Annotated in this window: 19 protein-coding genes; 6 read left to right on the plus strand and 13 right to left on the minus strand. The window is 62.8% G+C overall.

The window, feature by feature from the left end:
* Positions 1-193: 193 nt before the first annotated feature.
* The 7 genes from DEIDE_RS06895 to DEIDE_RS06925 all read right to left on the minus strand — a co-directional run bounded on the left by DEIDE_RS06895 (position 194) and on the right by DEIDE_RS06925 (position 8,385).
* Positions 194-2,551, minus strand: coding sequence for a PAS domain-containing protein (locus DEIDE_RS06895; RefSeq protein ID WP_041227160.1), 2,358 nt, complete (start codon positions 2,549-2,551; stop codon positions 194-196).
* 109 nt (positions 2,552-2,660) lie between these two features.
* The gene (locus DEIDE_RS06900; protein WP_012693230.1) at positions 2,661-3,083 is read right to left on the minus strand and encodes a response regulator; all 423 of its coding nucleotides are present in this window, start codon (positions 3,081-3,083) and stop codon (positions 2,661-2,663) included.
* A gap of 227 nt (positions 3,084-3,310) precedes the next feature.
* Positions 3,311-3,598, minus strand: a complete 288-nt coding sequence (locus tag DEIDE_RS19855) for a response regulator (RefSeq protein WP_049760450.1) — start codon at positions 3,596-3,598, stop codon at positions 3,311-3,313.
* A gap of 266 nt (positions 3,599-3,864) precedes the next feature.
* Positions 3,865-5,172 carry an isocitrate lyase gene (aceA, locus tag DEIDE_RS06910; RefSeq protein WP_012693231.1) on the minus strand — a complete coding sequence of 436 codons (1,308 nt, stop codon included), beginning with the start codon at positions 5,170-5,172 and terminating at the stop codon, positions 3,865-3,867.
* 75 nt (positions 5,173-5,247) lie between these two features.
* Positions 5,248-6,825, minus strand: a complete 1,578-nt coding sequence (aceB, locus tag DEIDE_RS06915) for a malate synthase A (protein WP_012693232.1) — start codon at positions 6,823-6,825, stop codon at positions 5,248-5,250.
* 167 nt (positions 6,826-6,992) lie between these two features.
* The gene (locus DEIDE_RS06920; protein WP_012693233.1) at positions 6,993-7,625 is read right to left on the minus strand and encodes an HAD family hydrolase; all 633 of its coding nucleotides are present in this window, start codon (positions 7,623-7,625) and stop codon (positions 6,993-6,995) included.
* A 64-nt stretch (positions 7,626-7,689) separates the two neighbouring features.
* Positions 7,690-8,385, minus strand: a complete 696-nt coding sequence (locus tag DEIDE_RS06925) for a hypothetical protein (RefSeq protein ID WP_242402880.1) — start codon at positions 8,383-8,385, stop codon at positions 7,690-7,692.
* Positions 8,386-8,446: 61 nt separating this feature from the next.
* Here DEIDE_RS06925 and DEIDE_RS06930 point away from each other — a divergent pair, with 61 nt between their 5' ends.
* Complete coding sequence (locus tag DEIDE_RS06930; protein ID WP_012693235.1) at positions 8,447-9,454, plus strand: DHH family phosphoesterase; 1,008 nt, start codon at positions 8,447-8,449, stop codon at positions 9,452-9,454.
* A 32-nt stretch (positions 9,455-9,486) separates the two neighbouring features.
* Here the strand turns inward: DEIDE_RS06930 and DEIDE_RS06935 are convergent, their stop codons facing one another.
* The 3 genes from DEIDE_RS06935 to DEIDE_RS06945 all read right to left on the minus strand — a co-directional run bounded on the left by DEIDE_RS06935 (position 9,487) and on the right by DEIDE_RS06945 (position 14,761).
* Positions 9,487-10,659 (minus strand): serine hydrolase, encoded by a 1,173-nt coding sequence (locus DEIDE_RS06935; RefSeq protein WP_012693236.1) that lies wholly within the window; start codon positions 10,657-10,659, stop codon positions 9,487-9,489.
* Position 10,660: 1 nt separating this feature from the next.
* On the minus strand, positions 10,661-11,506 hold the full coding sequence (locus DEIDE_RS06940; protein WP_012693237.1) for a DegV family protein: 846 nt from the start codon (positions 11,504-11,506) through the stop codon (positions 10,661-10,663).
* A gap of 90 nt (positions 11,507-11,596) precedes the next feature.
* On the minus strand, positions 11,597-14,761 hold the full coding sequence (locus DEIDE_RS06945) for a (Fe-S)-binding protein (protein WP_012693238.1): 3,165 nt from the start codon (positions 14,759-14,761) through the stop codon (positions 11,597-11,599).
* Between the two features lie 263 nt (positions 14,762-15,024).
* Here DEIDE_RS06945 and DEIDE_RS06950 point away from each other — a divergent pair, with 263 nt between their 5' ends.
* From DEIDE_RS06950 to DEIDE_RS06965, 4 genes are read left to right on the plus strand one after another with little or no spacing between them, the layout of a single operon-like run.
* On the plus strand, positions 15,025-16,047 hold the full coding sequence (locus tag DEIDE_RS06950; RefSeq protein WP_012693239.1) for an ATP-binding protein: 1,023 nt from the start codon (positions 15,025-15,027) through the stop codon (positions 16,045-16,047).
* Between the two features lie 3 nt (positions 16,048-16,050).
* Positions 16,051-17,187 (plus strand): vWA domain-containing protein, encoded by a 1,137-nt coding sequence (locus tag DEIDE_RS06955; protein WP_012693240.1) that lies wholly within the window; start codon positions 16,051-16,053, stop codon positions 17,185-17,187.
* Positions 17,188-17,247: 60 nt separating this feature from the next.
* Positions 17,248-18,651, plus strand: a complete 1,404-nt coding sequence (locus tag DEIDE_RS06960) for a hypothetical protein (protein WP_012693241.1) — start codon at positions 17,248-17,250, stop codon at positions 18,649-18,651.
* A gap of 38 nt (positions 18,652-18,689) precedes the next feature.
* Positions 18,690-19,058 (plus strand): NUDIX hydrolase, encoded by a 369-nt coding sequence (locus DEIDE_RS06965; protein ID WP_242402881.1) that lies wholly within the window; start codon positions 18,690-18,692, stop codon positions 19,056-19,058.
* A 111-nt stretch (positions 19,059-19,169) separates the two neighbouring features.
* Here DEIDE_RS06965 and DEIDE_RS06970 read toward each other — a convergent pair whose 3' ends face one another.
* The gene (locus DEIDE_RS06970; RefSeq protein ID WP_012693243.1) at positions 19,170-21,404 is read right to left on the minus strand and encodes an ATP-dependent helicase; all 2,235 of its coding nucleotides are present in this window, start codon (positions 21,402-21,404) and stop codon (positions 19,170-19,172) included.
* A 110-nt stretch (positions 21,405-21,514) separates the two neighbouring features.
* Here DEIDE_RS06970 and DEIDE_RS06975 point away from each other — a divergent pair, with 110 nt between their 5' ends.
* Positions 21,515-21,823, plus strand: coding sequence for a hypothetical protein (locus tag DEIDE_RS06975; protein ID WP_012693244.1), 309 nt, complete (start codon positions 21,515-21,517; stop codon positions 21,821-21,823).
* 147 nt (positions 21,824-21,970) lie between these two features.
* Here the strand turns inward: DEIDE_RS06975 and DEIDE_RS06980 are convergent, their stop codons facing one another.
* Positions 21,971-22,753, minus strand: a complete 783-nt coding sequence (locus DEIDE_RS06980) for an alpha/beta fold hydrolase (protein ID WP_012693245.1) — start codon at positions 22,751-22,753, stop codon at positions 21,971-21,973.
* A gap of 268 nt (positions 22,754-23,021) precedes the next feature.
* Positions 23,022-23,783, minus strand: a complete 762-nt coding sequence (map, locus tag DEIDE_RS06985) for a type I methionyl aminopeptidase (RefSeq protein WP_012693246.1) — start codon at positions 23,781-23,783, stop codon at positions 23,022-23,024.
* Positions 23,784-23,826 lie beyond the last annotated feature (43 nt).

The raw sequence follows: 23,826 nt of genomic DNA on the forward strand, positions 1-23,826 counted from the left end.
TCTCATGATCCTGGCGGTGTCGAGCACTCGTCCTGAGCGGTGGTTATGCACGAAGCGTCAGTTCGGCTCTGGTCTGGTCTGCGGACGCCAGCAAACTGAATCACACCCCTTTCCTTGGCTCTGGCAACGGTAATTCCAGGTGGCCTGTGCGGCCTTCGAAATTGCGACATTCAGGACGTTGTGACTGCAGGGCTCATGTTGCAGCCAGTGGTGGAAACGTGACTACAAATGTCGTACCTACCCCAACTTCCGTTTCCACAGCTATGTCGCCGTGAAAGTGCCCGGTCACGATGTCGTGGATGATCGACAGCCCCAGGCCGGTGCCTTTCCCCACGTCCTTGGTCGTAAACATCGGGTCGAAGATACGCGGCAGAATTTCGGCGGGAATGCCTGTCCCCGTATCGGACACCCGCATCACCGTACGCCCGTTATCGGTGTCAAAGCTGACCGTTACCTGTCCTTTCGGGCGGCCGCTGTCCGAACAGGCATGTACGGAATTGACCACCAGGTTGGTGAGCACTTGCGTAAAGCGCCCTGGTTCACCTCGTAACTCAACCGGGCTTTTGGGCTGCTCGAGCAACAGATCGATTCCAGCACTCCTGGCTTCGTGCGCCACCATAATCAGCGTTTCAGAAGCCATTTTCACCGCGTCAAAATCCTGTACACCACTGACGGTGTCCCGGGTATGGCCACGCATACTCCGGATGAATTCTCCAATACGCGCGGCCGTTTTGGCCCCTTCCTCGATGGCGCCACACAATTCAGTGGCAATCTCGCGGTGATCGTCTTCGGTGACTTCAGAAACGCCCACCGAGTCCCTGTATTCCCGGGCCAGACGCGCCGCCTCATGCAGATAGTTCATGGTCGCGGCCAGGGGGGTGTTGACCTCATGAGCCAATCCGGCCGTCAGGCGTCCCAGACTGGCCAGCTTCTCGCTGGACAGCAGCCGGCTCTGACTGGCCCTGAGCGCCTCCTCCGCAGCCTTACGTTCGGAGATATCGCGCTCGATACTCAGCATCAGTTCCCGGCCGCCGATGTTGACCAGGGCAAGGTGAATTTCGATCGGAAAGAGGCTGCCGTCCTTCCGCCGGTGCGTGGACTCCATGCGTAGGCGCCCCTGCGCTCGGACGCTTTCCCGGAACTGATGATCGGCGGCAGGGTCAGCCATGAGTGTGTCCCCATGGGGCACAGTGATGTAAACGCTCTGCCCGATCAGCTCGTCTCTGGTGTAGCCGTTCATGACTGCCGCCACCTCGTTGCAGTGCACAATAGGCATGATGCCCTCGAAATCGATCAGCATGATGGCGTCCGGAGAGTGCTCAAACAGGACTTCGAAGGTACGGCGGCTTTCTTCCAGCGCTTCTTCAGAGGCCTTGCGCTCACTGACATCACGCGAGTTCATGACAATGCCCCGGACATGTGGGTCGTCGAGTCGGTTGGTGGCCACCCACTCCAGCCACCGGTAAGTGCCGTCCCGATGCTGGAAGCGGCTCGTCAGGGTACGCGTTGTTCCCGGGCCACCAAATACCGTCTGGGCAAATGCCTCCTGAATTTCTCCGAATTCATCCGGGTGCAGAAAATCCATCACCTGCCGTCGGAGCATTTCATCCGCTGGATATCCCAGGATGTGGATCAGCGACGGGCTGGTGTAGGTCATGTAGCCACCGCGGTTAACGACGGACACCATGTCGCTGCTGTGCTGAACCAGTGCCTTGAACCGCGCTTCACTGGCTGACAGCGCCGCTTCTGTTTTCTTGCGCTCGGTCATGTCCTGAGTAATGATCAACAGGACATCCTCGCTGTCCAGGTTCAGCAGTTCGGCAGACAGAAGCACATCCCGCAGTTCGCCGGTAGGGAAGTGATGCAGCTGGCTCTCGAAATCACGTACGCTGCCGCCCTCCTTGAGCCCCTGAACGATCTCGTCCCGGTCCCGTGGGTTGACCCATGGATCGACCTGCTCCAGACCACTGCCTACAAAAGCTTCCCGGGAGCAGCCGATGATCTCGAGAAGGGCATCATTGGTGTCCATGACGCGCCCGCTCTGAAGGCCGGTAAGCCCGATTCCCACCGGACTGGCAGAGAATACTTTGGCCAACCGGTCATGCGCTGATCGCAGCTGGTCTTCCGTCTTCTTCTGTGCCGTAATGTCCATCATGACGCCGCCGAGCTTAACCATCCGCCCCCTTTCATCGAACCTCGGGGTAATGCGGTCCCGTATCCATACGTATCGCCCGTCGCTGGCCTGAAGGCGGTAGTCAAGTTCATATGGTGCGCCGATTCCAATGAGCCGGTCGGTTTCTGCCAGGACTCGGTCCCGGTCGTCGGGATGGATCCGGTCCTCCCAGAAGCCGGGAGCAGTCGTCCATTCACTCTGCGTATAGCCGAGAAGAGACTCGACCATCGCAGAGACAAAGGTGTTGCGGCCAGTCTCAGGATCCGCTTCCCAGACGATTCCGTTGATCAGGTCCAGTAGTTCCAGAAGGTCCTGGCTCAGGCTTGTTGGGGCATTCCTCGCCTGATCTGCAGGACGCCCGGTAGGAAGGAAAGACATAGCTCTGACTGTAGAGGTTGTTGTCTTACTACCTTCATGTGCCAGGGCGGATGAATCCCTTCCGGACGGCAATCCATAAATGGTTCACCGGGGCTTGCTGGTGACTGACCTACTGGGCGACCGGGAGATGCTGACCGGCGAAGTGCCAGAAGTTCAGCATGGCGTCAAGCCTTGCTTCAAAGTCCTTGTAGGTCGAGGGTTTCAATACGTAAGAACTCACTCCAAGGCTGTAAGCCAGAGCAACCGATGCCATGTCATCAACGCTGGACAGTGCGATCAGGGGAATAAATCCTGACCTGGGATCGTTTTTTATTGTACGGATGAGGTCAACACCGGACTCTTTGGGCAGATAAGGCTCCATCAGAATCAGGTGTGGGAGGGTAAGGTCCGGATCACGAAGGGCACTGAGCACATCGGCAGCGCACTGACAGCAAGTCACAGCCACCGCAGGATGTCGGGACAGGGCTTCCTGCACCAGCAGCAGATCACCAGGATCTGGCTCCAGAAGAAGAATGCGCAGGGTAGGCCTCATAGAGCGTCATTGTGTTGCGCAGGCGCCCTGAGAATTCCATGGGTTTGACCAAACAAAGGAGAGCTTCCGGCCGTCCCCCCTCCAAACGTCGACGTTTCCTCAAGAATGGGCGCAGCCAGCCACGCTTCATCTGAGAATAAGCGCCGCGAGTTCAGGATGTTGCCAGACCACCGAACCGGGTCGCTGGTAACCGGGTCAATGCGCAGATATTCTGATGGGCTTGCCTATTACCCGGCACAGCTTCCAGAAGTCCACCAGCGCATTGTCTGCCGAACAACCATTAACTTTTCTGGGGCCTTGACGATGCAGGCGGTGGCACGAAGAGTGTAGGGCTGCACAATGTCTGGACGCCCGGAATCGGAGAGCATCACCACTGGCAGGTGAGCCAGCTGGGGATCACTCTTGATGGCTGCCAGAAGGCTCAACCCATCCAGGCCTGACGGATTCATATCAAGGACAACCACATCAGGCCACGGGCTCTCGGGGCCCCGGAGAGTCAGAAATGCCTGTTCCACACAGTGGCAGTCTGCGAGGTCATTTCCCGCGCCAATTTCATCGAATAGTGTCTCTGCCTCACGGTCCCTGTCTCATTTCCGTTGACAAACAGGAGGCGCAAAGACATAGCTAAGGAGTATGAAAAGCAGCGTAGACCAACCCATCCCAAGTGAGGACCTGAAGCCTTTGAAGGCTGATCCGATACACGCCTGAGGGGAGAGCCGGTGAAGGCTCTCCCCTATTGGGCGGTCATGGCGCAGCCGGAGGCTGCCTTGATGGGTTGGGGTCAGTCGTGCGCGCCAGCCAGCTCCTTGCCGAACTGCTCTGCTTCAGTGCTGCCTGCCAGGGCGGTTGTGCTGCTCTGGCCGCCGCCGGCTGCCGTACTGACCAGGTCGAAGTAGCCGGTGCCGACCTCGCGCTGGTGCTTGATGGCCGTAAACCCGCGTTCCTGCGCAGCGAACTCGCGCTCCTGCAGTTCCACGAAGGCGCTCATCTGGCTGCGGGCGTACCCGTAGGCGAGATCGAACATGCTCATGTTCAGGCTGTGGAAACCAGCCAGGGTGATGAACTGGAACTTGTAGCCCATCTTGCCGAGTTCCACCTGGAATTTGGCAATGGTTTCGTCGTCGAGGTTCTTCTTCCAGTTGAAGCTGGGGCTGCAGTTGTACGCCAGCAGCTTGCCGGGGAACTGGGCGTGCACAGCTTCTGCAAAGCGCCGGGCGTCTTCCAGGTTGGGCACGCTGGTCTCACACCAGATCACGTCGGCGTAGGGGGCGTAGGCCAGGGCGCGGCTGATCGCCTGCTCAATGCCGGGCTTGACGTAGTAGAAGCCCTCTGGCGTGCGCTCACCGGTGGTGAAGGGCCGGTCGTTCTCGTCGATGTCACTGGTCAGCAGGTTGGCAGCGTCGGCGTCGGTACGGGCGATCAGGACCGTAGGCACGCCACTGACGTCGGCGGCGAGGCGCGCAGCGTTCAGGGTCCGGATGAACTGGCTTGTGGGCACCAGCACCTTGCCGCCCAGGTGACCGCACTTCTTCTCGCTGGCCAGCTGATCTTCGAAGTGCACGCCGGCGGCGCCCGCCTCGATCATGGCCTTCATCAGCTCGAAGGCATTGAGGGGCCCACCAAAGCCGGCCTCGGCGTCAGCGACGATGGGCACGAAGTAGTCGATGTCGTGCTTACCTTCGCTGTGCTGGATCTGGTCGGCGCGGCGCAGGGTATTGTTGATGCGTTTGACCACGTCCGGCACGCTGGAAGCGGGGTACAGGCTCTGGTCGGGGTACATCTGCCCGGCGTTGTTGGCGTCACCGGCAACCTGCCAGCCGCTCAGGTAGATGGCCTTGAGCCCCGCCTTGACCTGCTGCATGGCCTGGTTGCCGGTCAGGGCGCCCAGGGCGTTGACGAAGGGCTCCTCTTTCATCAGGCGCCACAGCTTGTTCGCGCCGTGCTTGGCCAGGGTGTGCTCGATGGGCAGGCTGCCGCGCAGACGGACGACTTCATCGGCGCTGTAGTTGCGGCGGATGCCCTGCCAGCGTTCTTCGGTTTTCCAGGTCTTCTCCAGGATTTCGGCGGGCGTGCGGGGGGTAGAGGTCATGGTGGGCTCCTTGGGGTATGAGAGGCTGGCCCCTTGCCGTCAGGGCAAGGAACTGGGTCAGAGTGGCGGTGGCGCTCAGGCCAGGTGCTGGTAGCCGGGCAGGGTCAGGAAGTCCTCGAATTGCTCCTGGGTCACCAGGCGCTTGAGGAGAGTGGCAGCTTCGGAAATGCGGTCCTCACGGCCGGGCTGTTCAGCCTTCAGGCGCGCGGCGTGGGCGTCGATCAGGCGGGTCAGGCCTTCAGGGGTGATGGGCGTGCCTTCGTCGGTGCGCTGTTCGTGATGTGCCCACTGCCACAGCTGCGCGCGGCTGATCTCGGCGGTAGCAGCGTCTTCCATCAGGTTGTGGATGGGCACCGCGCCGCGTCCTTCGAGCCAGGCGGCGATGTACTGGATGCTGACGTCCACGTTGGTGTTGACGCCGCCTTCTGTAATGTGCCCTTCAGGAGGGGTCAGCAGGTCAGCAGCTGTGATCTTCAGGTCTGCCTGCTTGCCGCTGTCGATCTGGTTGGGTCCGGGCATCAGGCGGTCGAAGACTTCGGTAGCCAGCGCGACCATGCCGGGGTGGGCGACCCAGGTGCCGTCGTGGCCGTTGGTGGCTTCGCGTTCCTTATCGGCCTGAACCTGTGCGAAGGCACGTTCGTTGGCCGCTTCGTCGTTCTTGACCGGGATAAAAGCGCTCATGCCGCCGATTGCCGGGGCGCCGCGCCGGTGACAGGTCTGGATGGCCAGCTTGCTGTAGTTCTGCATCATGGGCGTGGCCATGGTGACCACGGCGCGGTCTGGCAGGATCTTGTCGTGCCGGCTGCGGAACTTCTTGATGAAGCTGAAGATGTAATCCCAGCGCCCGCAGTTCAGACCCGCACTGTGCTCGCGCAGCTCGTAGAGAATCTCGTCCATCTCGAAGGCAGCCAGGATGGTTTCGATCAGCACGGTGGCGCGGATGGTGCCTCGCGTCAGGCCGAGGGTCTCTTCCGTAAAGGTGAAAACGTCGTTCCACCAGCGCGCTTCGAGGTGGGATTCCAGCTTGGGAATGTAGAAGTACAGCCCCGTTCCCTGGGTGGTGCGCTCCTGCGCGTTGTGGTAGGCGTACAGCCCAAAGTCGAACAGGCTTCCTGACAGAACTTCACCGCCCAGGGTGGCGTGCTTTTCTTCCAGGTGAAGGCCGCGGGGGCGAACCAGCAGGGTGGCCGTCGTGTCATTCAGACGGTAGCTTTTGCCGCCCTGTTCCAGAGCAATGGTCCGGCGCACTGCGTCCATCAGGTTGACCTGACCCTCGATGCAGTTGGCCCAGGTGGGGCTGTTGGCGTCCTCGAAGTCGGCCATGAACACGCGGGCCCCGCTGTTCAGGGCGTTGATTACCATCTTGCGGTCCACCGGACCGGTGATCTCAACGCGGCGGTCAAGCAGGTCAGCGGGCAACGGCGCGATCTTCCAGTCAGCAGCCCGGATGTGGGCGGTGTCCGGCAGGAAGTCAGGAAGCTCGCCGGCGTCGAGCTGTTGCTGGCGCTCCTGACGGGCTTTGAGCAGTTCACGGCGACGGGCATCAAAACGGGTATGGAGTTCGTCCAGGAATGCCAGGGCACCTGCGGTCAGCACGCGGCCCGCGTCGGGGTGCGGCTGGTACTGTATGCGGGTGAGGGTCGTCTGCGTCATTCGGGGTGTGCCTCCTCTTTCGGTTGTGACTATTGTGCTTGGTCAATAGTCTCCAGATAGGTGGTGTACACGAAAATCACAGAAGTACACCAGAAGGACAGGTACACCACCGAGTGTAGGCTCATAAAAAACCGGGGCTGAGCCCCGGTCACCGAAAAACTTCCTTGTTACCGCACGGGTGGCGCAGTGTTCAGCCATTCGCCTAGCCGCGCCTCGAAGTCGGCGTGATGATCATGGTGGTAGAGCAGTCCATAGAATCCTGCCGCGTTGGCTGCGTCGATATTCTCCTGAACGTCATCCACAAAGGCCACCTGAGAGGCTGGTACTCCCATGGCCGCTTCCAGAGCTGCAAAAGCTTCAGGAGCGGGTTTCTTATGACCGATCTCATTACTGAACACCAGGGCGTCAAACCGGCCGAAACGGGCGTCGCGCCGCAGGTGGTCGCTGACCACCGGATAGTTGTTACTGAGCAGACCAACCTGCACTTCAGCAGGCAGGGCGGCCAGGGTGTCGTACATCGGCAGGTTATCCAGCACACTGCCCAGGTAGAGGGCCTCGAAATCACCGTAAGGGAGCGGCAGGCCAGCTTCCTCCTGCATGACGGTCCAGAAGTGCGGCAGGGTCCAGGCGCCCACTTCCAGCTGCCGCACGTGACGGAAGTAGCTTTCACGAACGCGCTCTACGGGAACTCCTGTCAGGTCAGCGAGGTTCTGTGTGCTGCGGCCGTCGAAGGTTCCCACGGTGAACACGCCACCCCAGTCAAAGGCCACATGGCGGGTCGGCAACTTGGAATCGGTCATGGGAGGCATTGTTCCTCAGGCAGACCAGCAGCACTCAGCGGCTGTGCAGACGGCCACCCAGTCGTCATCCAGCCGTACCGGTGGTGCCGGGGTCCTCGAGCAGCAGTCCACGCCGGGCCCAGGCCGCAACGTTCAGGGTATGAAGCGTCTGCCACGTCCGCATCCAGCCATTGGCATCCGTGGTCATAAGCCTCTGTGCCCGGCCATGGCGCAGCACATGCTGCCGGTGCGCAGCCAGAAGTTCTTCGGCGCCTGCACCAGGATGCTGATGTAGATCCACCTCCTCGCTGGGGGCCGGAGTTACTGCCCGGGAATTGCTGATGGAAAGCACACAGGCCGAGCCACTGGCCCGGTCCCGGAGCAGCGACAGGAATTCCAGATAAGCCACGGCTGTCCGGGACGACTCGGGCGTTTCGCTCCAGCGCAACGAGACGGCGATATCTGACTCCAGCAGGTACGCCCTGGCATGACGAACCTCGCTGACCAGCGGGAGATAAAACACTCCCAGCGGCGTAGCACCGCAGGCGCGCAGCTGCGCGTCATGGGAACCCAGCGCCCGGGACTGCTCGGGGGTGGCACCCCAGGAACGGTCTTCCAGCGGCTGGGCTTCGAAGGTCGTATTCAGCACAGGCCCCGCCAGGGCGCGCTGTTCCAGGCGTGCGCGGCTGACTTCCGGAAGCCGCAACTGCGCGCCGTCCTCACCGAACAGGGCCGCAAGTTCCTCGGGGGTCAGCGCAGCAAGGTTCAGGCGGACAGACACACCCGCCAGCATAGCGTGGGCAAGGCCAAGGAACCTGGAAGCGCACGATTATACTCGCCGGGTGATTGCCCACAACGATTCCAGCCCTCACTATGCCAAGGAAGTTCGTAGCGCCGCCGAGCTGTTACGCCTGCACCCTGGGCCGATCGTCGTGGTGGCGCACGAGAATCCTGATGGCGACGCCTTGGGCAGCGTCCTCGGACTGACCCGGGCCCTGCGCGCCATGGGCCGGGAAGTCATTGCACCGATGACCGTGCCGCGCTACCTGAGCTTCCTGCCCGGGCTGGGGGAACTGAGCGAACCGCTGACCTCGTGGCCCGAAGGCGCGTTACTGGCCGTACTGGATGTGGACAATAATGACGCCGCCCGGGTAGCTGGAGGTGACCTGAGCACCTTTTCCGGTCCGGTCGTCAACCTTGACCATCACGGCACGAATCTGCGGCAGGCCACGGCAGGTGTGGTCGATCCGGCCAAGCCTGCTGCTGCCATGATCGTGGCGGACGTGATCGATGCTCTGGGTGTGGAGTGGTCAGAGGCCATCGCTACTCCGCTGATGCTGGGCATGATCACCGATACCGGAAATTTCCGGTTCAACAGTGTGACTCCCGAGGCTTTTGAAACCGCTGCCCGTCTGCGCTCCCACGGCGCCCGCCTGGGATGGCTCAGTGACCAGCTGAGTCAGAACCCGAGAACCTATTACCTGCTGCTGCGTGAGGTGTTAGGAGGGCTGGAGTTCCTGCACGACGGCCGCGTGGTCCTGGCCAGGGTGGATGAGGAGATGCTCGCCCGCGCAGGAGCAAGCTGGGAAGAGGTCGAATCCTACGTGTCGATGCTGCGCAATGCCGAAGGTGCACAACTTGCAGTCATGATCAAGGACTATGGCCACCGGGTGAAGCTTTCCCTGCGTTCGCGGGGAAACGTCAGTGCACAGAACGTGGCCGTAGCCCTGGGCGGGGGCGGACATGTGCCGGCGGCAGGCGCCAGCATTGACGCACCCTACCCGGAGGCGCGTGCCCGACTGGACGCGGCTATCCTGGCGGAGCTGACCCGCAGCGCTGCTGAAGGCTGAAATCCCGGATCTGCCTGCGCCCAGGTCGCCTGTCAGTCCTGCGCTGCCTTGCTCATCATGGAATTCTGGCGGCTCAGGACAGCGTCCACGCCCGCATTGATCCAGGCGAAAGCACGCTTGGTCAGCGGCATGGTGTAGGGCTGATCAGCTCCATGCTGCATAAAGGCGTAGACCACGTGACGTCCGTCTCTGGTCTGGAAATAGCCGCTGTAGGTCAGGATGCGCCAGCCATTTCCTCCCTTTCCTCCAAAGGAAGCGACATTCCCAGCATGGTGAACTCGAAGCGCTGAACGGCCATAACCGCTGGCCATCACTTCGTGCTGCCACTTCTGGGCGCGTGGGGAAAGGCCGGGCTTGAGAAACTTGTGCGCCAGGAGGGTTCCCAATTCGTATGGCGTGCTGAGATTGTGCACGCGCAGGTCATCGTCGGGGTGATACCGCTGCTCAAAATAATCGTCGAGCCTCCGCTGGAGATAATCGGAGCGGTAAGCCTGGGCGTCCCGGTCAATCTGCATGGCCAGCTTCAGGCGGTCCTCACCCCTGGCGGATGCCCAGCGCGTTGTGCCGTTAAAGGTTTCAGACAGGCCGACCTGCGCGACCCACCAGTCACGCGTGGGCAGGATCAGGCGCGTATGGCACAGGCCCAACCCGTCAGCCACAGCCTGTACCCTGTCCAGACCAACCCGCCGGTGAAGAATGTCAGTGGCGGTGTTGTCACTGAAGCGGATCATGCGCATGGAAAGATCGCGCAGGCTGGTGCCGTCGTAGGGATAGCCTCCCAGGCTCTGGTTCTGACGGGTCACGTCGAACCTTTCGGTCGGTGAGATCCGGCCGGCGTCGAATTCCCGCAGCACCGCCCAGAGCACCGCCTGCTTATAGGTGCTGGCCAGCGGAAACACGCGGTCGGGATTGGTTGCCACTGCCCTGACCGGGGCCAGCGTGACCGGGTCCACCTCAGCAACCCATAGTCCAAGTCGCCCACTCAGGTGCAACGGCGGCGGTGGAGCTTTGGTGACCGCCGGGGCGCTGTTCAGACAGCCGTCAGGACCACGGAGCGGAGCGGACTTGGGCAGATCAGGAGTCTCAGGCAGGACCTGGCGTTCCAGCACCAACGGCGAGTGTGCCGAGCCGAGATCCGCCTTCCGGCAGCCACCGACAGTCAGGGACAGGCCCAGCAGAGCCAGTGTCAGAACAAGAGCCTTCACGTCAGACGGTGACTGGTTCCATGACAGCGCCGACTGTACCAGGGCCGGCATGCGTGCCGACAACCGCACCGATCTTGTGGTTGCCCAGATCGTCGAACCTGACCCCGCTGAGGCCTGCGCGGACCTCTTCCACAAAAGCCTCGCCCTCCACAGTGGACATCAGCGCCACGCGCGCGCCGCCGTGGGTGTCGATGTACTTGCGCACATAATCCACGATGTCCTGGATTGCCTTCTTGTGTCCGCGCACCCGGCCGCCGGACTCGACCCGCCCATTACGGACCACCAGCACAGGTTTGATGTTCAGCATTCCGCCGAGCAGTGCAGCGGCGCCCCCGATACGGCCATTGAGCTTCAGAAATTCCAGCGTACCTACGGTGAAACGGATATCAGCCTGACGGGCCACTCGCTCCAGGGTCTGCACAATGTCCGGCACGCTGTGTCCCTGACGGGCCAGTTCTGCAGCACGCAGCGCACGCAGACCCAGACCCATGCTGACCGAACCGCTGTCCACCACCGTGACGCGGTCTCCGAATTCCTGCGCCGCCAGGCGTGCGCTGCCCACCGTGCCCGAAAGCTGGCCACTGATATGGATACTCAGCACCTGCTCTGCCGACTCGAGCACCCGGCGGTACACCTCAGCAAATTCAGCCGGACTCGGTTGACTGGTGCTTGGAGTCTTTTTCCCCGCCCTAAGACCGGCAAACAACTCCTCTGGAGTCAGGTCAATGCCGTCCTTGTGCATCTTGCCGTCAAACAGCACATACAGGGGCACGCTGACAATACCGTAGTGATCCAGCAGTTCCGGGCTGAGGTCACTGGTGGAGTCGGTGACGATGGCGATGGTCATATCTCCAATACTACCGTGAGTCTGGACATGAAGAAAACCTGAACACAATGCCGCGCCGTTTATCAGAAAACGGCGCGGCATGTGAGTTGATCAGTTCTTCTTGGGTTGCCACTTCTTGCGGCCCGACGCGGCCTGGCTGTCGGGTGCCGGCTCCGGCTCCAGGGCCGGTAGAGCCTGTGACTCAACTTCCGCCTCCGCTGGCTCAGCCTGAACCGTCACTTCGGCAGCTGGTTGTGCGTTCCCCGCGCGTGCTTTAGGTGTCCACTTGGGTCTCTCAGCCGGAGCAGCAGTGGCAGTAGTTTCAACGCTCGCAGGCGACGTATCGGCGTTCTGAACCCCGGGTTCCTGGGACCCCGGATCCGAACTACTGACAGGTTCCTGCGGCTGAACCGAAGCAGTGGTCCGGGGTGCCCACTTGCGCCGTTCACCGGAAGAGGCCGGCGGAGCGACAGGACCCGGCACCGGAGCCAATGCTTCAGCCTGCGGGGAGGTTTCTATGGGAGACGGTCCAGGCTTGACGACACCGTCAGGCTCAGCTCCCGCAGGAGCCTTGGGCTTCCAGGCTTTGCGCGCCGGTTCCGCGGTCGCTGGCGTGGCCGTCGCAACGTCAATGGCAGGCGCAGTTTCACCTGCAGGCGCGGGGTTGACGTCAGCCGCCGGTTTAGGTTTCCAGGCTTTGCGCACGGCGGGCTCAGAGGTCACCGGCACCGGGGAGGAACTGACATCATCACTGGACTTGGGCTTCCAGCTTTTGCGGGCCGGGGCACTGTCACCGGGCGCTGATGCCACTTCAGCCTGGGCCTGTTTCGCTTGGTCTGGCTCTGTCGCCGCAGGAGCCGGCTGAACTGGCGCGGCGCTGACGTCGTCGCTGGGCTTAGGCTTCCAGCTTTTTCTGACTGGGGCGTCTCCCTGGCTGGTCAGGGGACTGGGCGCAGCAGCCTGGGGTTCAGGCTGGGTATGCGCGTTGTCCAGCGGGCTTCCCGGCTGAGCATTCTCGGTTTCGGCGCTGGTGGTGCCCAGTACCCCCTGCGGGGCGTCGGCCGAAGGAGTCTCATGGGTGCGTTCCATGGGGGTCTGCGTGTTGGGAACAGCAACGTCGTCGGCTCCGGGGGCAGCCGTGGGGGCTGCCCATTCACCTGTGGCCCGCTGAACGCTTTCAAGCATCAGCTCGGCCACGTCCTTGACCACGATATCGTCCCGTTTGGCCTTCTCGGGGGTGGAGTTCATCATGGACTTGCAAAAAGGGCAACCCACAGCAACGACCTTGCCGGTCTGCTCGAACTCGGCGCTGGCTTCTGCGGCACGGTCCAGGCGGGTCTGCAACTCGCGGAAACGGTTGTCGCTGACGCGCTCGCGGCCCTCTTCCTCTTCCTTCCAGAACTGGGCGCCACCGGCACCGCAGCAAAAGGAGCTTTCGCGCTCGCGCTCCAGGCTCAGCACCTCGCCAGCCATTTTGGTAATCAGCGTGCGCGGCGCGTCGTACACGCCATTGTGACGCCCGAGGTAGCAGGGATCGTGGTAGGCGACGTTCTGGTCAAGCTCGGCCAGCGGCAGCTTCCCCAGGGTGACGAGCTGCTCGAGGTACTCGGTGTGGTGAACGGTGCGGTAATCCCCGCCGATCTGGCGGTACTCGTTACCGATGGCGTTCATGCAGTGCGGACAGGTTGCCACGATCAGCTTGGGCGCCACCTGATTGAGGGTCTCGACATTTTCCTGGGCCAGCTGCTGGTACAGGAACTCGTTCCCGGCCCGGCGGGCGCTGTCGCCGGTACAGGCTTCCTTCTTGCCCAGGACGGCGTAGTTCACGCCGGCCTTGTCGAGCAGCTGCACGAAGGCGCGGGCAACCTTCTGGGCACCGGGGTCATAGCTGGCCGCGCAGCCAACCCAGTAGATGACATCCGGCTCCGGGTTCTCGTCGATGGTGGGGACCTTCAGGCCTTCGGCCCATTCCATACGCTTGTCCCGTGAGATGCCCCAGGGGTTGCTGGCACGCTCCATACCGCGAAAAGCCGTCTGAAGCTGCGCCGGGAACTCGCCAGCGACCATCACCTGATGGCGGCGGATATCGATGATGTCGAGCATCTGCTCGTCCTGCACCGGGCAGACTTCCATGCAGGCGCCGCAGGTGGTGCAGGCCCACACCGCTTCCTCGCTAATGGCGTACTCGAGCAGCGGGTGAGCCGTTGACGCCCCGGTCTCGAAGGCCGCCGGCTTCAGCGTGAAGGGGCTGGGATGCGCGGCGATCACGTTGAGTTCCATCCGCTTGTTGATTTCCAGCGCAGCCGGGCTCAGCGCCTTGCCGGTGGCGTTGGCCGGGCACACGTCCTGACAGCGGTTGCACTGAATACAGGCGTAGGCGTCAAGCAGGCGGGGCCACTCCAGATCCTCAAGCTTCTCCACACCCAGCCGGGGCTCTTCCTGCTCCATGGCCTCTTCCAGCCCCTTCATGGGAGGCAGGGTTCCGGTGTTGACCGGGCGCTTGAGGGCGTAGTTAAGCGGCGCCATGAAGATGTGAATGTGCTTGCTGTACGGAAAGTAGGACAGGAAGGCCAGGATGCTGCCCAGGGCCCCCCAGAAGCCGAAGATGCGCCAGCCGGTGATGGCCTGCTCGCTCAGCCCACCGAACAGCACAGATCCCAGGGCGCTGGAAAAGGGCTGGAAGGCGTCGTACTGCCCGCCGTGCAGACGGGCTTCCTCGACCATCTTGGCCGCGTTGCCAATCAGGCGGCTGCCCACGTGAAAGGCAATGAATCCCGAGACGATCAGGCTGTCACGCCGGATGTAGCGCTGCTTGACCAGTGGATGAAGCAGGCTTTTTTCGTTGAACTGGAAGTCACGCCGGCTCTTGCCCCACAGACGCCGGGCAACCAGACTGACCACCCCGACCAGAACCGCCACACTCAGCAGGTCCGCCAGAAAGTTGTAGGCGGCGCCCAGGGGATTATCCGAAGTGATGCTGAAAGGGAAATAGCCTTCCAGGGCGTCCACGACATTGACCAGCAGGTAATACGTGAACCCGTAGAAGATAAACGAGTGCAGCACGCTGACCCAGCGGCGTTTGCGGAAAGTGCGCTCCTGGGTCAGGCTGGTCATGATGGCGTAGCCGATTCGGGCCGGCAGGTTATTGACCCGCGTTTCGGTGGAGGGTGCGCCGCGGCGGATGCGCAGGTAGAGCCGGTAAAAGCCCCAGACGCCCAGCGCACCGGCAATCAGTGCAAAGACGAAAAACAGAATTTTATGCTCAAGCGGCAGCAAGTCGGTCTCCTCGGGTGGATGATGTCCGGAATTTTGTACTGAGTAAAAGTATAACCATTCAGCGTACCTTCAGGGTACATGGCAGCCGGGTCTGGGCGGATCCAGAGGGCTTCCTCCGGGCGCCACTTGATTCCAGTCGCCTTTCGGGAAGAAGAAGTCAAACTGGCAGACACCGCTGTGACAACCGGGCCTCAGTTTTCGGTCACCAACAGATACCACAGAGTGGCCCGCATGCCCGGACTCAAATGCTCTAGCCTGCCAGCATGAGTCTCACGCCCACCGAACTGCAGTCCTACCTCAGCGCACTGATCAGCGGGGAACTGAAGCTCTCCACCATGATCTGGGGGCCTCCAGGAGTAGGCAAAAGCAGTGTGGTGGCGCAGGTGGCGTCCCGGCACGGCCTGGAGTTCGTCGACGTGCGCCTCTCTCAGCTGGCGCCGACGGACCTGCGGGGCCTGCCGGTCCCGGAAGCTGACGGGCAGGGCGGCGGCGTAAGCAAGTGGTACCCCCCGGAGTTCCTGCCGCGTGCCGGGCACGGCGTGCTGTTTCTGGATGAGGTCAATATGGCGCCGCCCACCATGCAAGGCATGGCGCAGCAGCTGATCCTGGACCGGCGGGTCGGCAGCTACGAACTGCCTGAGGGCTGGTTTGTCTGGGCGGCCGGCAACCGCAAGGAGGACCGCGCCAGCGTATTCGACATGCCCGCGCCGCTGGCCAACCGCTTCCTGCACCTGAGCGTGCGGGCAGACTTTGACGCCTGGCGTGCCTACGCCCTGAGCCGCGGGCTGCATGAGCATGTCATTGCCTTTCTGACCTTCCGCCCGGAACTGTTGCACCGTCTGGATCCTTCACAGCCGGCCTGGCCCAGCCCCCGGGCGTGGGAGATGGCCGCGCAGCTCCACCGCGCCGGTCTGGACGCCTCGCCTGCCATTGGTGACGCCGCGGGTGCAGAATTCAGCGCCTTCGTGCGGTTGTACGAGCAGCTTCCCGACCTGGGCCACGTGCTGCAGGGCAGGGGCACCGGCCTGCGCCTGCCCGACGAACCCAGTGTGCGCTACGCCGCTGTGGTGGGACTGGCCGCCCGCGCGGCGACCGCTGACGAGGCCTTTCACGCTTTCACCTGGCTGGCCGACAGTGCCGGTCCGGAATGGTTGCAGCTGTACGTGGCGACGCTGGTCAGCAAGTTCCAGGCTATCGGTCAGCTGGCCGACCTTGCGGAGCTGGTGGGCCGTGACCCGCGGCTGGCCGACCTGGTGCAGCAGACCCTGACCCTCACGGAGGGCTGAGCGATGAGCCGGCCACATGTCACCACGCCTGACTTCCAGAGGCTGATCTCCGGCTCACGGCTGCGGCTGCGGGGGCGCTCGGCATTCTTTGCCACATTGCTGCTGCACGCTGAATTTGTCCCCTCGAACGAGGTGGCAGCAGCTGGCACCGACGGGGAGCGGGTGTACGTCAATCCGGAGGTGGCTGCCAGTCTGGCGCCGGAGGTGCTCGACAGCCTGTTGCTGCATGAGGTCCTGCATGCGGCGCTGTCGCACATCGAGCGGCGCGGCCCCCGCGAGAAGAAGCGGTGGAACCGCGCGGCAGACCTGATCGTCAACGGCATGGTCTCAGCGGCAGGTCTGCCCACCCCGCCGCAGTTCCAGCGCGACGAGCACCTGGAAAAGCTCAGTGTGGAAGAGGTCTACACCTCCATGGAGGGCGAGGCGCAGGACGAGGGCGAAGGCGAAGCAGACGGCGACGACCTGCTTGATGGCCCGCCCGGTGACGTTCCGCCCCGGAACGGCCGCCCAGGCAGCAGCCCGGCGAAGCAGTGGCAGCAGGCGATGGCTCAGGCCCGCAGCGTGGAGGCCATGAGCGGCGAGCATGGTCACGATCCACTGGGCATGCACCGCGAGCTGATGAGGCTGGCACCCGCGCGGCTCGACTGGCGCGCCCAGCTGTGGCGTTTCCTGGCACGCACCCCAGTGGACTTCGGGGGTTTTGACCGGCGCTTCGTGGGACGCGGGTTGTATCTCGAGGCCCTGGACGACGAGACCCTGACTGCCCTGGTGGCCGTGGACACGTCCGGAAGCGTGGATGACGAGGCCGTCCGCGCTCTGGTGGCGGAGGTGCAGGGGGTGCTTGGCGCGTATCCGCATGTCAAAGCCACCCTCTATTACGCCGACACCCAGGCCTACGGCCCCTATGAACTGCGGGCCGGAGACCCCGTGCCTGATCCTGAGGGCGGCGGCGGCACCGACTTCCGGCCCATATTCGAGTTGCTCGACGCTCACGAGCCGGATGTGCTGATTTACCTGACCGACGGCTACGGTGATTTCCCGGAACAAGCTCCACGGGTCCCAACCCTGTGGGTGGTGCCTCCGGGCGGCCTGGAGGACGAGGGCTTTCCCTTCGGAGACGTGCTGAGGCTCGAGGAGTAGTTCGGCGTTCTGCAACGTGGCGAAGGGTCGTTCAGCCCGTCATCTGCCATCATTTGCCTCATGACGTTTTCCGATCTGGACCCCCGCACGCTGACGATCCTGAGCGTCGAAGAGGCGCGCGAGGCTGCCTCTGCGCCCCGGGCGACTGCGGAGAGCCTCTCGGGTCTCAGTGCGCATCCTGATTCGCGCGTCCGTGCGTTGGTGGCGCGCCACCCCAATACGCCAGTGGATGTCCTGGGCCTCCTGGCTGCTGACTATCCGGCCGAGATATTGAACAACCCCGGACTGCCCCTGATGCGGTTGGCACGTCCGGGTCTGCTCGGCAGCTTTCCGGCTGAGGGTGTGGTGGCCCTGCTGGGGCTGCCGGGTGTGCCGGCGTGGGTCCTCGACAGCGCCCTGCGGCACGAAGATTACACCGTCCGTACAGCTCTGGCTGGGCACCCGGACCTCAGCGACGAACGAATCACGGCGCTGGCCCAGGACGCCGGCTGGCAGGTGCGTGAAGCGGTTGCCCGGCGCCCCGGACTCTCGGCTGCACTGGTCAGGCAGCTGGCGGCTGACGACGATTACGACGTTCGCAAGGCGGTTGCCTTACGCCCTGACCTCCCCGGTGACGCGATTCGTGAACTGGCGAGTGACCTGCACGGTCTCGTGCGCTCCAGCGTGGCCCGGCGCCTGGACCTGCCCCTGGACTGCATGCTGACCCTGGCGGCTGATGACGACGCCGACGTGCTGGCCACCCTGGCCCGCCGGGTTGACCTGCCGCGCAACGTACGCAGCTGGCTGGCCACACATGAAAGCGATGTCGTGCGGGCTGCGGCGCTGCAGGCCTGGAGTGTGCCTGCCGAGTGGCTGGCCAGGGCCGAGCACGACGCCGACCCGGAAGTTCGCGCTGCGCTGGCTCGCCGGCCTGACGCCGACCCAGCGCTGCTCGAACGGCTGGCCGAGGATGAGTCCGAAACAGTACGCCGCGCCCTGCTGGAGCGCAATGATCTGCCGGACGGCGCGGTACTGGCGCTGGCCCGCTCCCCCGAACAGGACATCCGGCTGCAAGTCGCCAGCGCGGAGGGACTTTCAGCCGAGGTGCTGGACGTGCTGCTCACCGACCACGATCCGGCCATCCGTACGCTGCTGGCCGTTCGCCCGGATCTGAACGCTGACCAGCTTTCGCGCCTGGCTGAGGACGAGAGTGCCGATGTGCGCCGCGCAGCAGCCTATGCCGCGCGGGTCAGCCCGGCGACCCTTGCCCGGCTCGCGCTGGATTCCAACGCCGGAGTGCGGCGGGCTGCGGCCCGCCACCCACAGTTGCCGCCAGATTCACTTCCCGCACTCGCCGCTGACCCGGACGATGGCGTGAGGCTGGCGGTGGCAGGCCGGGCCGACCTCTCCCCTGCGCTGCGTGCGCAACTGGCAGAAGACCCGGATGCCAGCGTACGCACGGAACTGGACGCACAGGCCACTTGACGGACGCGCCGCCCACCCTGGTCTGACACACTGCTGCGGTGAAAGACGTCCGCATGATGCTCGATGGAGTGAGATTCAGCCTCAGGGCCGTGATCCTGTGTATCCGGGACGGTCACCTGCTGGTCAACCGCACCGCTGGCGATGACTTCTGGTTTCTGCCGGGGGGCGCAGCCGGGATCGGCGAAGACACGAGGCTGGCCGCAGCGCGCGAATGGCAGGAGGAAACCGGCCTCGCTGCCGGTCCCATGCAGCTCGTGGGTGTGGTGGAAAATTTTTTTGGTGCTCCTCCCCGGCGCGAACATGAGGTCGGCTTCTATTACCGGATGGACGCTCCAACGGAACTGCCGGGCGGGTCCTTTCAGCTGGCCGATAACCCGGATGTGCAGGCCGAATGGCTTCCCGTTTAGGTGGTCCGTTTCCGCAACGTGTACCCGTCAGCTACGTGCGCCCTGCTGGATGTGGCGCCGGGTGAAATCAGGCACCTGATCAACCGGGACTGAGTGAACCGGGACCGACCTTCAGGCGGGTGTGAGGTTGGCGAACTTGACAATCAGTTTCTTGGTGCCCGCCGAAGCGAAGTGCACCGTGACTTCCTGCTTCTCGCCGGTGCCTGCCACCGCCAGCACCTGCCCCTCACCAAATTTGGGGTGCCGGACCTTCTCACCGCCGCGGTAGGCCATGCCGGCTGTCATGGGGCTGGTGTTTTTCACCGCACTTGGCGCGGCGGGCACCGTGGGCCGGTATTGCTTCCAGGTGGTCGCGCGGTACTCGATGACCTGCCCGTACGGGTCAATGGTCTCGAAGCCGCCCTCGATTTCTTCAAGGAAGCGGCTGTCCTCGGCGGCGTTGGTCTTGCCGTACTGCATGCGGTTCTGTGCGGCAGTCAGGAAGAGCCGTTCCATGGCGCGGGTGATGCCAACATAGAACAGGCGCCGCTCCTCCTCAATGCCTCCAGCCTCGACCAGGGCGCCCTTGCTGGGCAGCAGGCCTTCTTCCGTGCCCACGATAAACACCACCGGAAACTCCAGCCCCTTGGCGTTGTGCAGGGTCATCAGGGTGACCGCGTCCTCAGGCACGTCCTTATTTTCCTTACGGGTGCGCATATCGTCCACGCTCGACAGCAGCGCAGCGTCATCCAGGAAATCGGCGATGGTGCCCTCGTTGGTCTGGGACCATTCCTCAGCGGCGTTGACGAGTTCCTCCAGGTTCTCCATGCGAACCTGACCTTCCTGGCCTTCCTGGCGCAGCAGGTCCAGGTACCCACTGTTCTCGATCACGTAACGCAGAAAGGGGGCTGGCTCGTAGTTGTCGGCGGCGTCGGCCATGGCCTGCATCAGCTCAGCAAAATCGACTGGCTTCTGTGCGCCCCGGTCCAGGATGTTCCGCTCAGAGGCATTGGCACAGGCTGTGAGCAGGCTGGTTTCGTTCAGGCGGGCCCATTCCATCAGCTTTTCCAGCGCGGTGTCGCCAATGCCGCGTTTGGGCCGCCCGATAATGCGCCGCAGCGCCACGTCGTCGGACGGGTTGATCGCCAGCCGGGCATAGGCCAGGATGTCGCGGATCTCGCGGCGGTCATAGAAGCCCACCCCACCGACAATCTTGGCCGGGATCTGCACGCGGCGCAGCGACTCTTCGATCACACGCGACTGGGCGTTCGTGCGGTACAGGATCGCCATATCCGCGAACTTGCGGCCTTCGCCTCGCATGCGGGTCAACCATTCGGCCACAAACTCGCCCTCGCCACGGTGATCCATGGCGCGGTGAAACATGACCGGGTGACCTTCCTCCTTCACCGGCTTGAGGGTCTTGTCGAGGCGCTCGGTATTGTTCTCGATGAGCTTGTTGGCCAGGTTCAGCACTCTGGCGCTGGAGCGGTAGTTATGCTCCAGCATGTACACCTTGGCGTCAGGGTAGTCCTTCTGAAAGTCAAGGATGTTCTGAATGTCCGCGCCACGGAACTTGTAGATGCTCTGGTCCGGATCACCCACCACCAGCAGGTTGCGGTCGCGCGAGGCGAGCAGACGGGTCAGTTCGTACTGCGCCTTATTGGTATCCTGATACTCGTCCACGTGAATAAAACGGGCGCGGTTCTGAACAGCGTTCAGGACGGCCGGAACCTCGTGAAACAGCCGGACGGTCTCGGTAATCAGGTCCCCGAAGTCGATGGCGTTCTGGCTGCGCTTGCGGGCCTCGTAACGCCGGTAGGCCTCGGCAGCCACCTCACGGGGCAGACCGCTGATGTACGGCTCGCCGCTGCGGCCCAGATCCCCAGGGGTAATCAGGTTGCTCTTGGCGCGGTCAATAATGCCGCGCAGCACCCGCGGACTGGTCTCGGGTCCAATGCCGGGAATACTGCCCATGACTTCCTTGAGGATGTCACTCTGGTCATCGTCGTCATAGATGACAAAGCCGCGCTTGAGCCCGATGTGCTCCCCGTAGGCACGCAGAATACGCACGCCCGCAGAGTGGAAGGTACTCATCCACAATCGGTCGGCGCCTTCGACCAGGTGTTGGGCGCGTTCGCGCATCTCGGCCGCGGCCTTGTTGGTAAAGGTCACAGCGAGAATCTCGCCTGGGTCTACGCCGTAGTGCTGGATCAGGTGGGCAATGCGGTACACCAGCGTGCGTGTCTTGCCGCTCCCGGCACCGGCGATCACCAGGGCCGGCCCCGTAAAATGGTCGGCCGCCTGCGCCTGGGTATCGTTGAGCTGGCTCAGTAGATCAGAAGGGGGAAGGTCCGGGCCCGAATTCACCTTGGGATTCTAGCAGGGCTGGTTCTGTTGAAAGCGTAATGAGGCTTGCCTGACCTGCGGCTGACAGCGTGATCAACGTCAGCTGACAGCCGGAGATGATCCTTGGCGACATGAGCGCAGCCCCTCGTCTGTCTTCTTCGAACCGGCCTCTGATGCTGGCTCCAGCGGTCCAGGCTTTCGTTAGAGGCCTGGCGGACACGCAGCAGGCGCAAGCTGAAGCGACCCTCATGGCACTGGATGAGTACCTCGGTGGAACTTCTCCTCTTCTGGCGTATACCCGCCTGACTGGAGACGCCTGGGTGCGTACGCTGCCTGAGGCTGACCGCCCAGATGCGCACACCCTGCTGGATCAATTCCGCGGATTTCTGAGGGACAATGGGTGGCTGGACGCCGCCCGGCCTGTCAACCAGTTCGATTGAAGTTGGGGCGGGCTAAGAATCTGGTGACGGTATCAAGCCTTGTTCATTCTGCCCCATGCCCTGCAGAATATTCATTTTTTTGTGACCACCAGAGAAAGCTGCGCAGATGTCCCATGATATATGGGCTCTTTTTCCAGCCAGGACGACCTAGCGGGTCGCCGCAAGAATCAGCTCCGCTGTCTCCTTGGGCATGTCCCACTGTGGAAAGTGGCCACTGTGCTCGAACCAGCGGAGGCGGGCATCAGGAAACAGGGCGACCGCCCGGCGTGCCTGTCGGGGAAGACAAACGCGGTCGTGTCGGCCCCAGCCAATCACCAGAGGCTTTGTAAGCTGCCCAGGCGCGATCCCTTGCTGTGTAGGGCCTTCAACCAGATCACGCAGAACCGCATCAATCGAAGGGGAAGCCGCGAAAGAGCGCATTTCTGTGAGGCTCAGTTGCCCTCCAAGCGTCCAGGGATGCGACGAGAACTGAGCGAACAGCACGGTCCGCCCAACGGCACTGCCGGTCAGCGCAGGCATGACCGGCTGTAACAACCGGATCAGATCCACTGAGAGCTTCACTGTCTGGTAGAAAAACGCTTTCTCCCAACCGCGCCAGAAGCCGCCAGGGTCGAGTGACACCACCGCGCCCAGGACTCCCCGCCGGGCCAGTTCCAGGACCAGCCGCGCTCCCATTGAACTGCCGACTGCGTCTGTACCGACCAGATTTTCCTGGCGTAGGAACTCTTCAACCGCGTCAGCGAGCCTCGCAAACGTAGCCTGACCGGGCAGCGGCGGTGTATGTCCGAACCCCGGCAGATCTATTGCGACAATTTCCCGCTGGGCACTTAGTGCGGGCAGTACCGGCTCCCATGAGCGCCAGCTGCTTCCGAGTCCATGAATCAGCAGGAGCGGCTTTCCCTGCCCACGCCGGATAACGTTGAAGTGCATTCTGAACAGTAGGAGCCACGGATCGTGCCGGGTGCTGCGCGACCCACAATTGGACTGCAGATGAAGACAATCTGGAGAACCTGCATGTGAAGATGCCTGGGTTCAGTTGACTTGATGCAGGCGCAGTGAGAGCGCTCATACCGGCCCGGACACAGAAGCTGCCCGGCAGATCCGCACCGTGCTCCATGCACTGCATTAACTTGCCCGCATCCGTCTCGGAGTACCTATCCGCGGCCCATCCAAACTGCTCTAATCCGGCATCTGTGGCTTATAGCGTAAGAATTTCGTGGCCTTTGGGCGTAATGGCGATGGTGTGCTCGAACTGAGCACTGGGCTTGCGGTCGGCCGTAATCACGGTCCAGCCGTCTGGCAGCAGCCTCGTTTCCGGGGTGCCCAGGTTGATCATGGGTTCGACTGTGAATACCATTCCCGGCTGCAGCTTCAGTCCGGTGTGCCGCGCCCCCCAGTGGTAGATCGTGGGTTCCTCGTGCAGGCGCTTGCCGATTCCGTGCCCGGTATATTCGCGGACCACGCCGAATCCGCGGCTTTCTGCCAGTGACTGGATCGCGTGACCGATATTTCCGGTGCGGCCACCGGGTTTGCATTCGGCCAGACCCGCATCCAGGCACTGCCGGGTCGTTTCGACCAGCCGCTGGACCTCGGTGCCGACCTCGCCCACCATGTACGTCGTGCAGGCGTCCCCGTACACTCCGTTCATCAGCACCCCGATATCCACACCGATGATGTCGCCTTCCTTGAGTTCCTGCGCGCCGGGAATCCCGTGGCAGATCACCTCGTTGATGCTGGCGCAGATGGTTGCAGGGAAGGGATTGCTTTTGGGGCCATAGCCCAGATACGCGGGTACAGCGCCGGCTTTGCGGATGTGCTCCTCAGCGATCCGGTCAAGCTCACCCAGGGTCACCCCGGGCTTCACATAGGGCTCAAGGATTCTGAAGGTCTCCGCCACCAGCGCCCCCGCACGGCGCATCAGCTCTATTTCACGGGCAGATTTCAGGGCGACTCGGCTCATAACAGGTCACGGTAGCACGCATGAATGCAGCGCAGCAGGTAGG

It is taken from the genome of Deinococcus deserti VCD115, from assembly GCF_000020685.1.
Lineage (GTDB): Bacteria > Deinococcota > Deinococci > Deinococcales > Deinococcaceae > Deinococcus > Deinococcus deserti.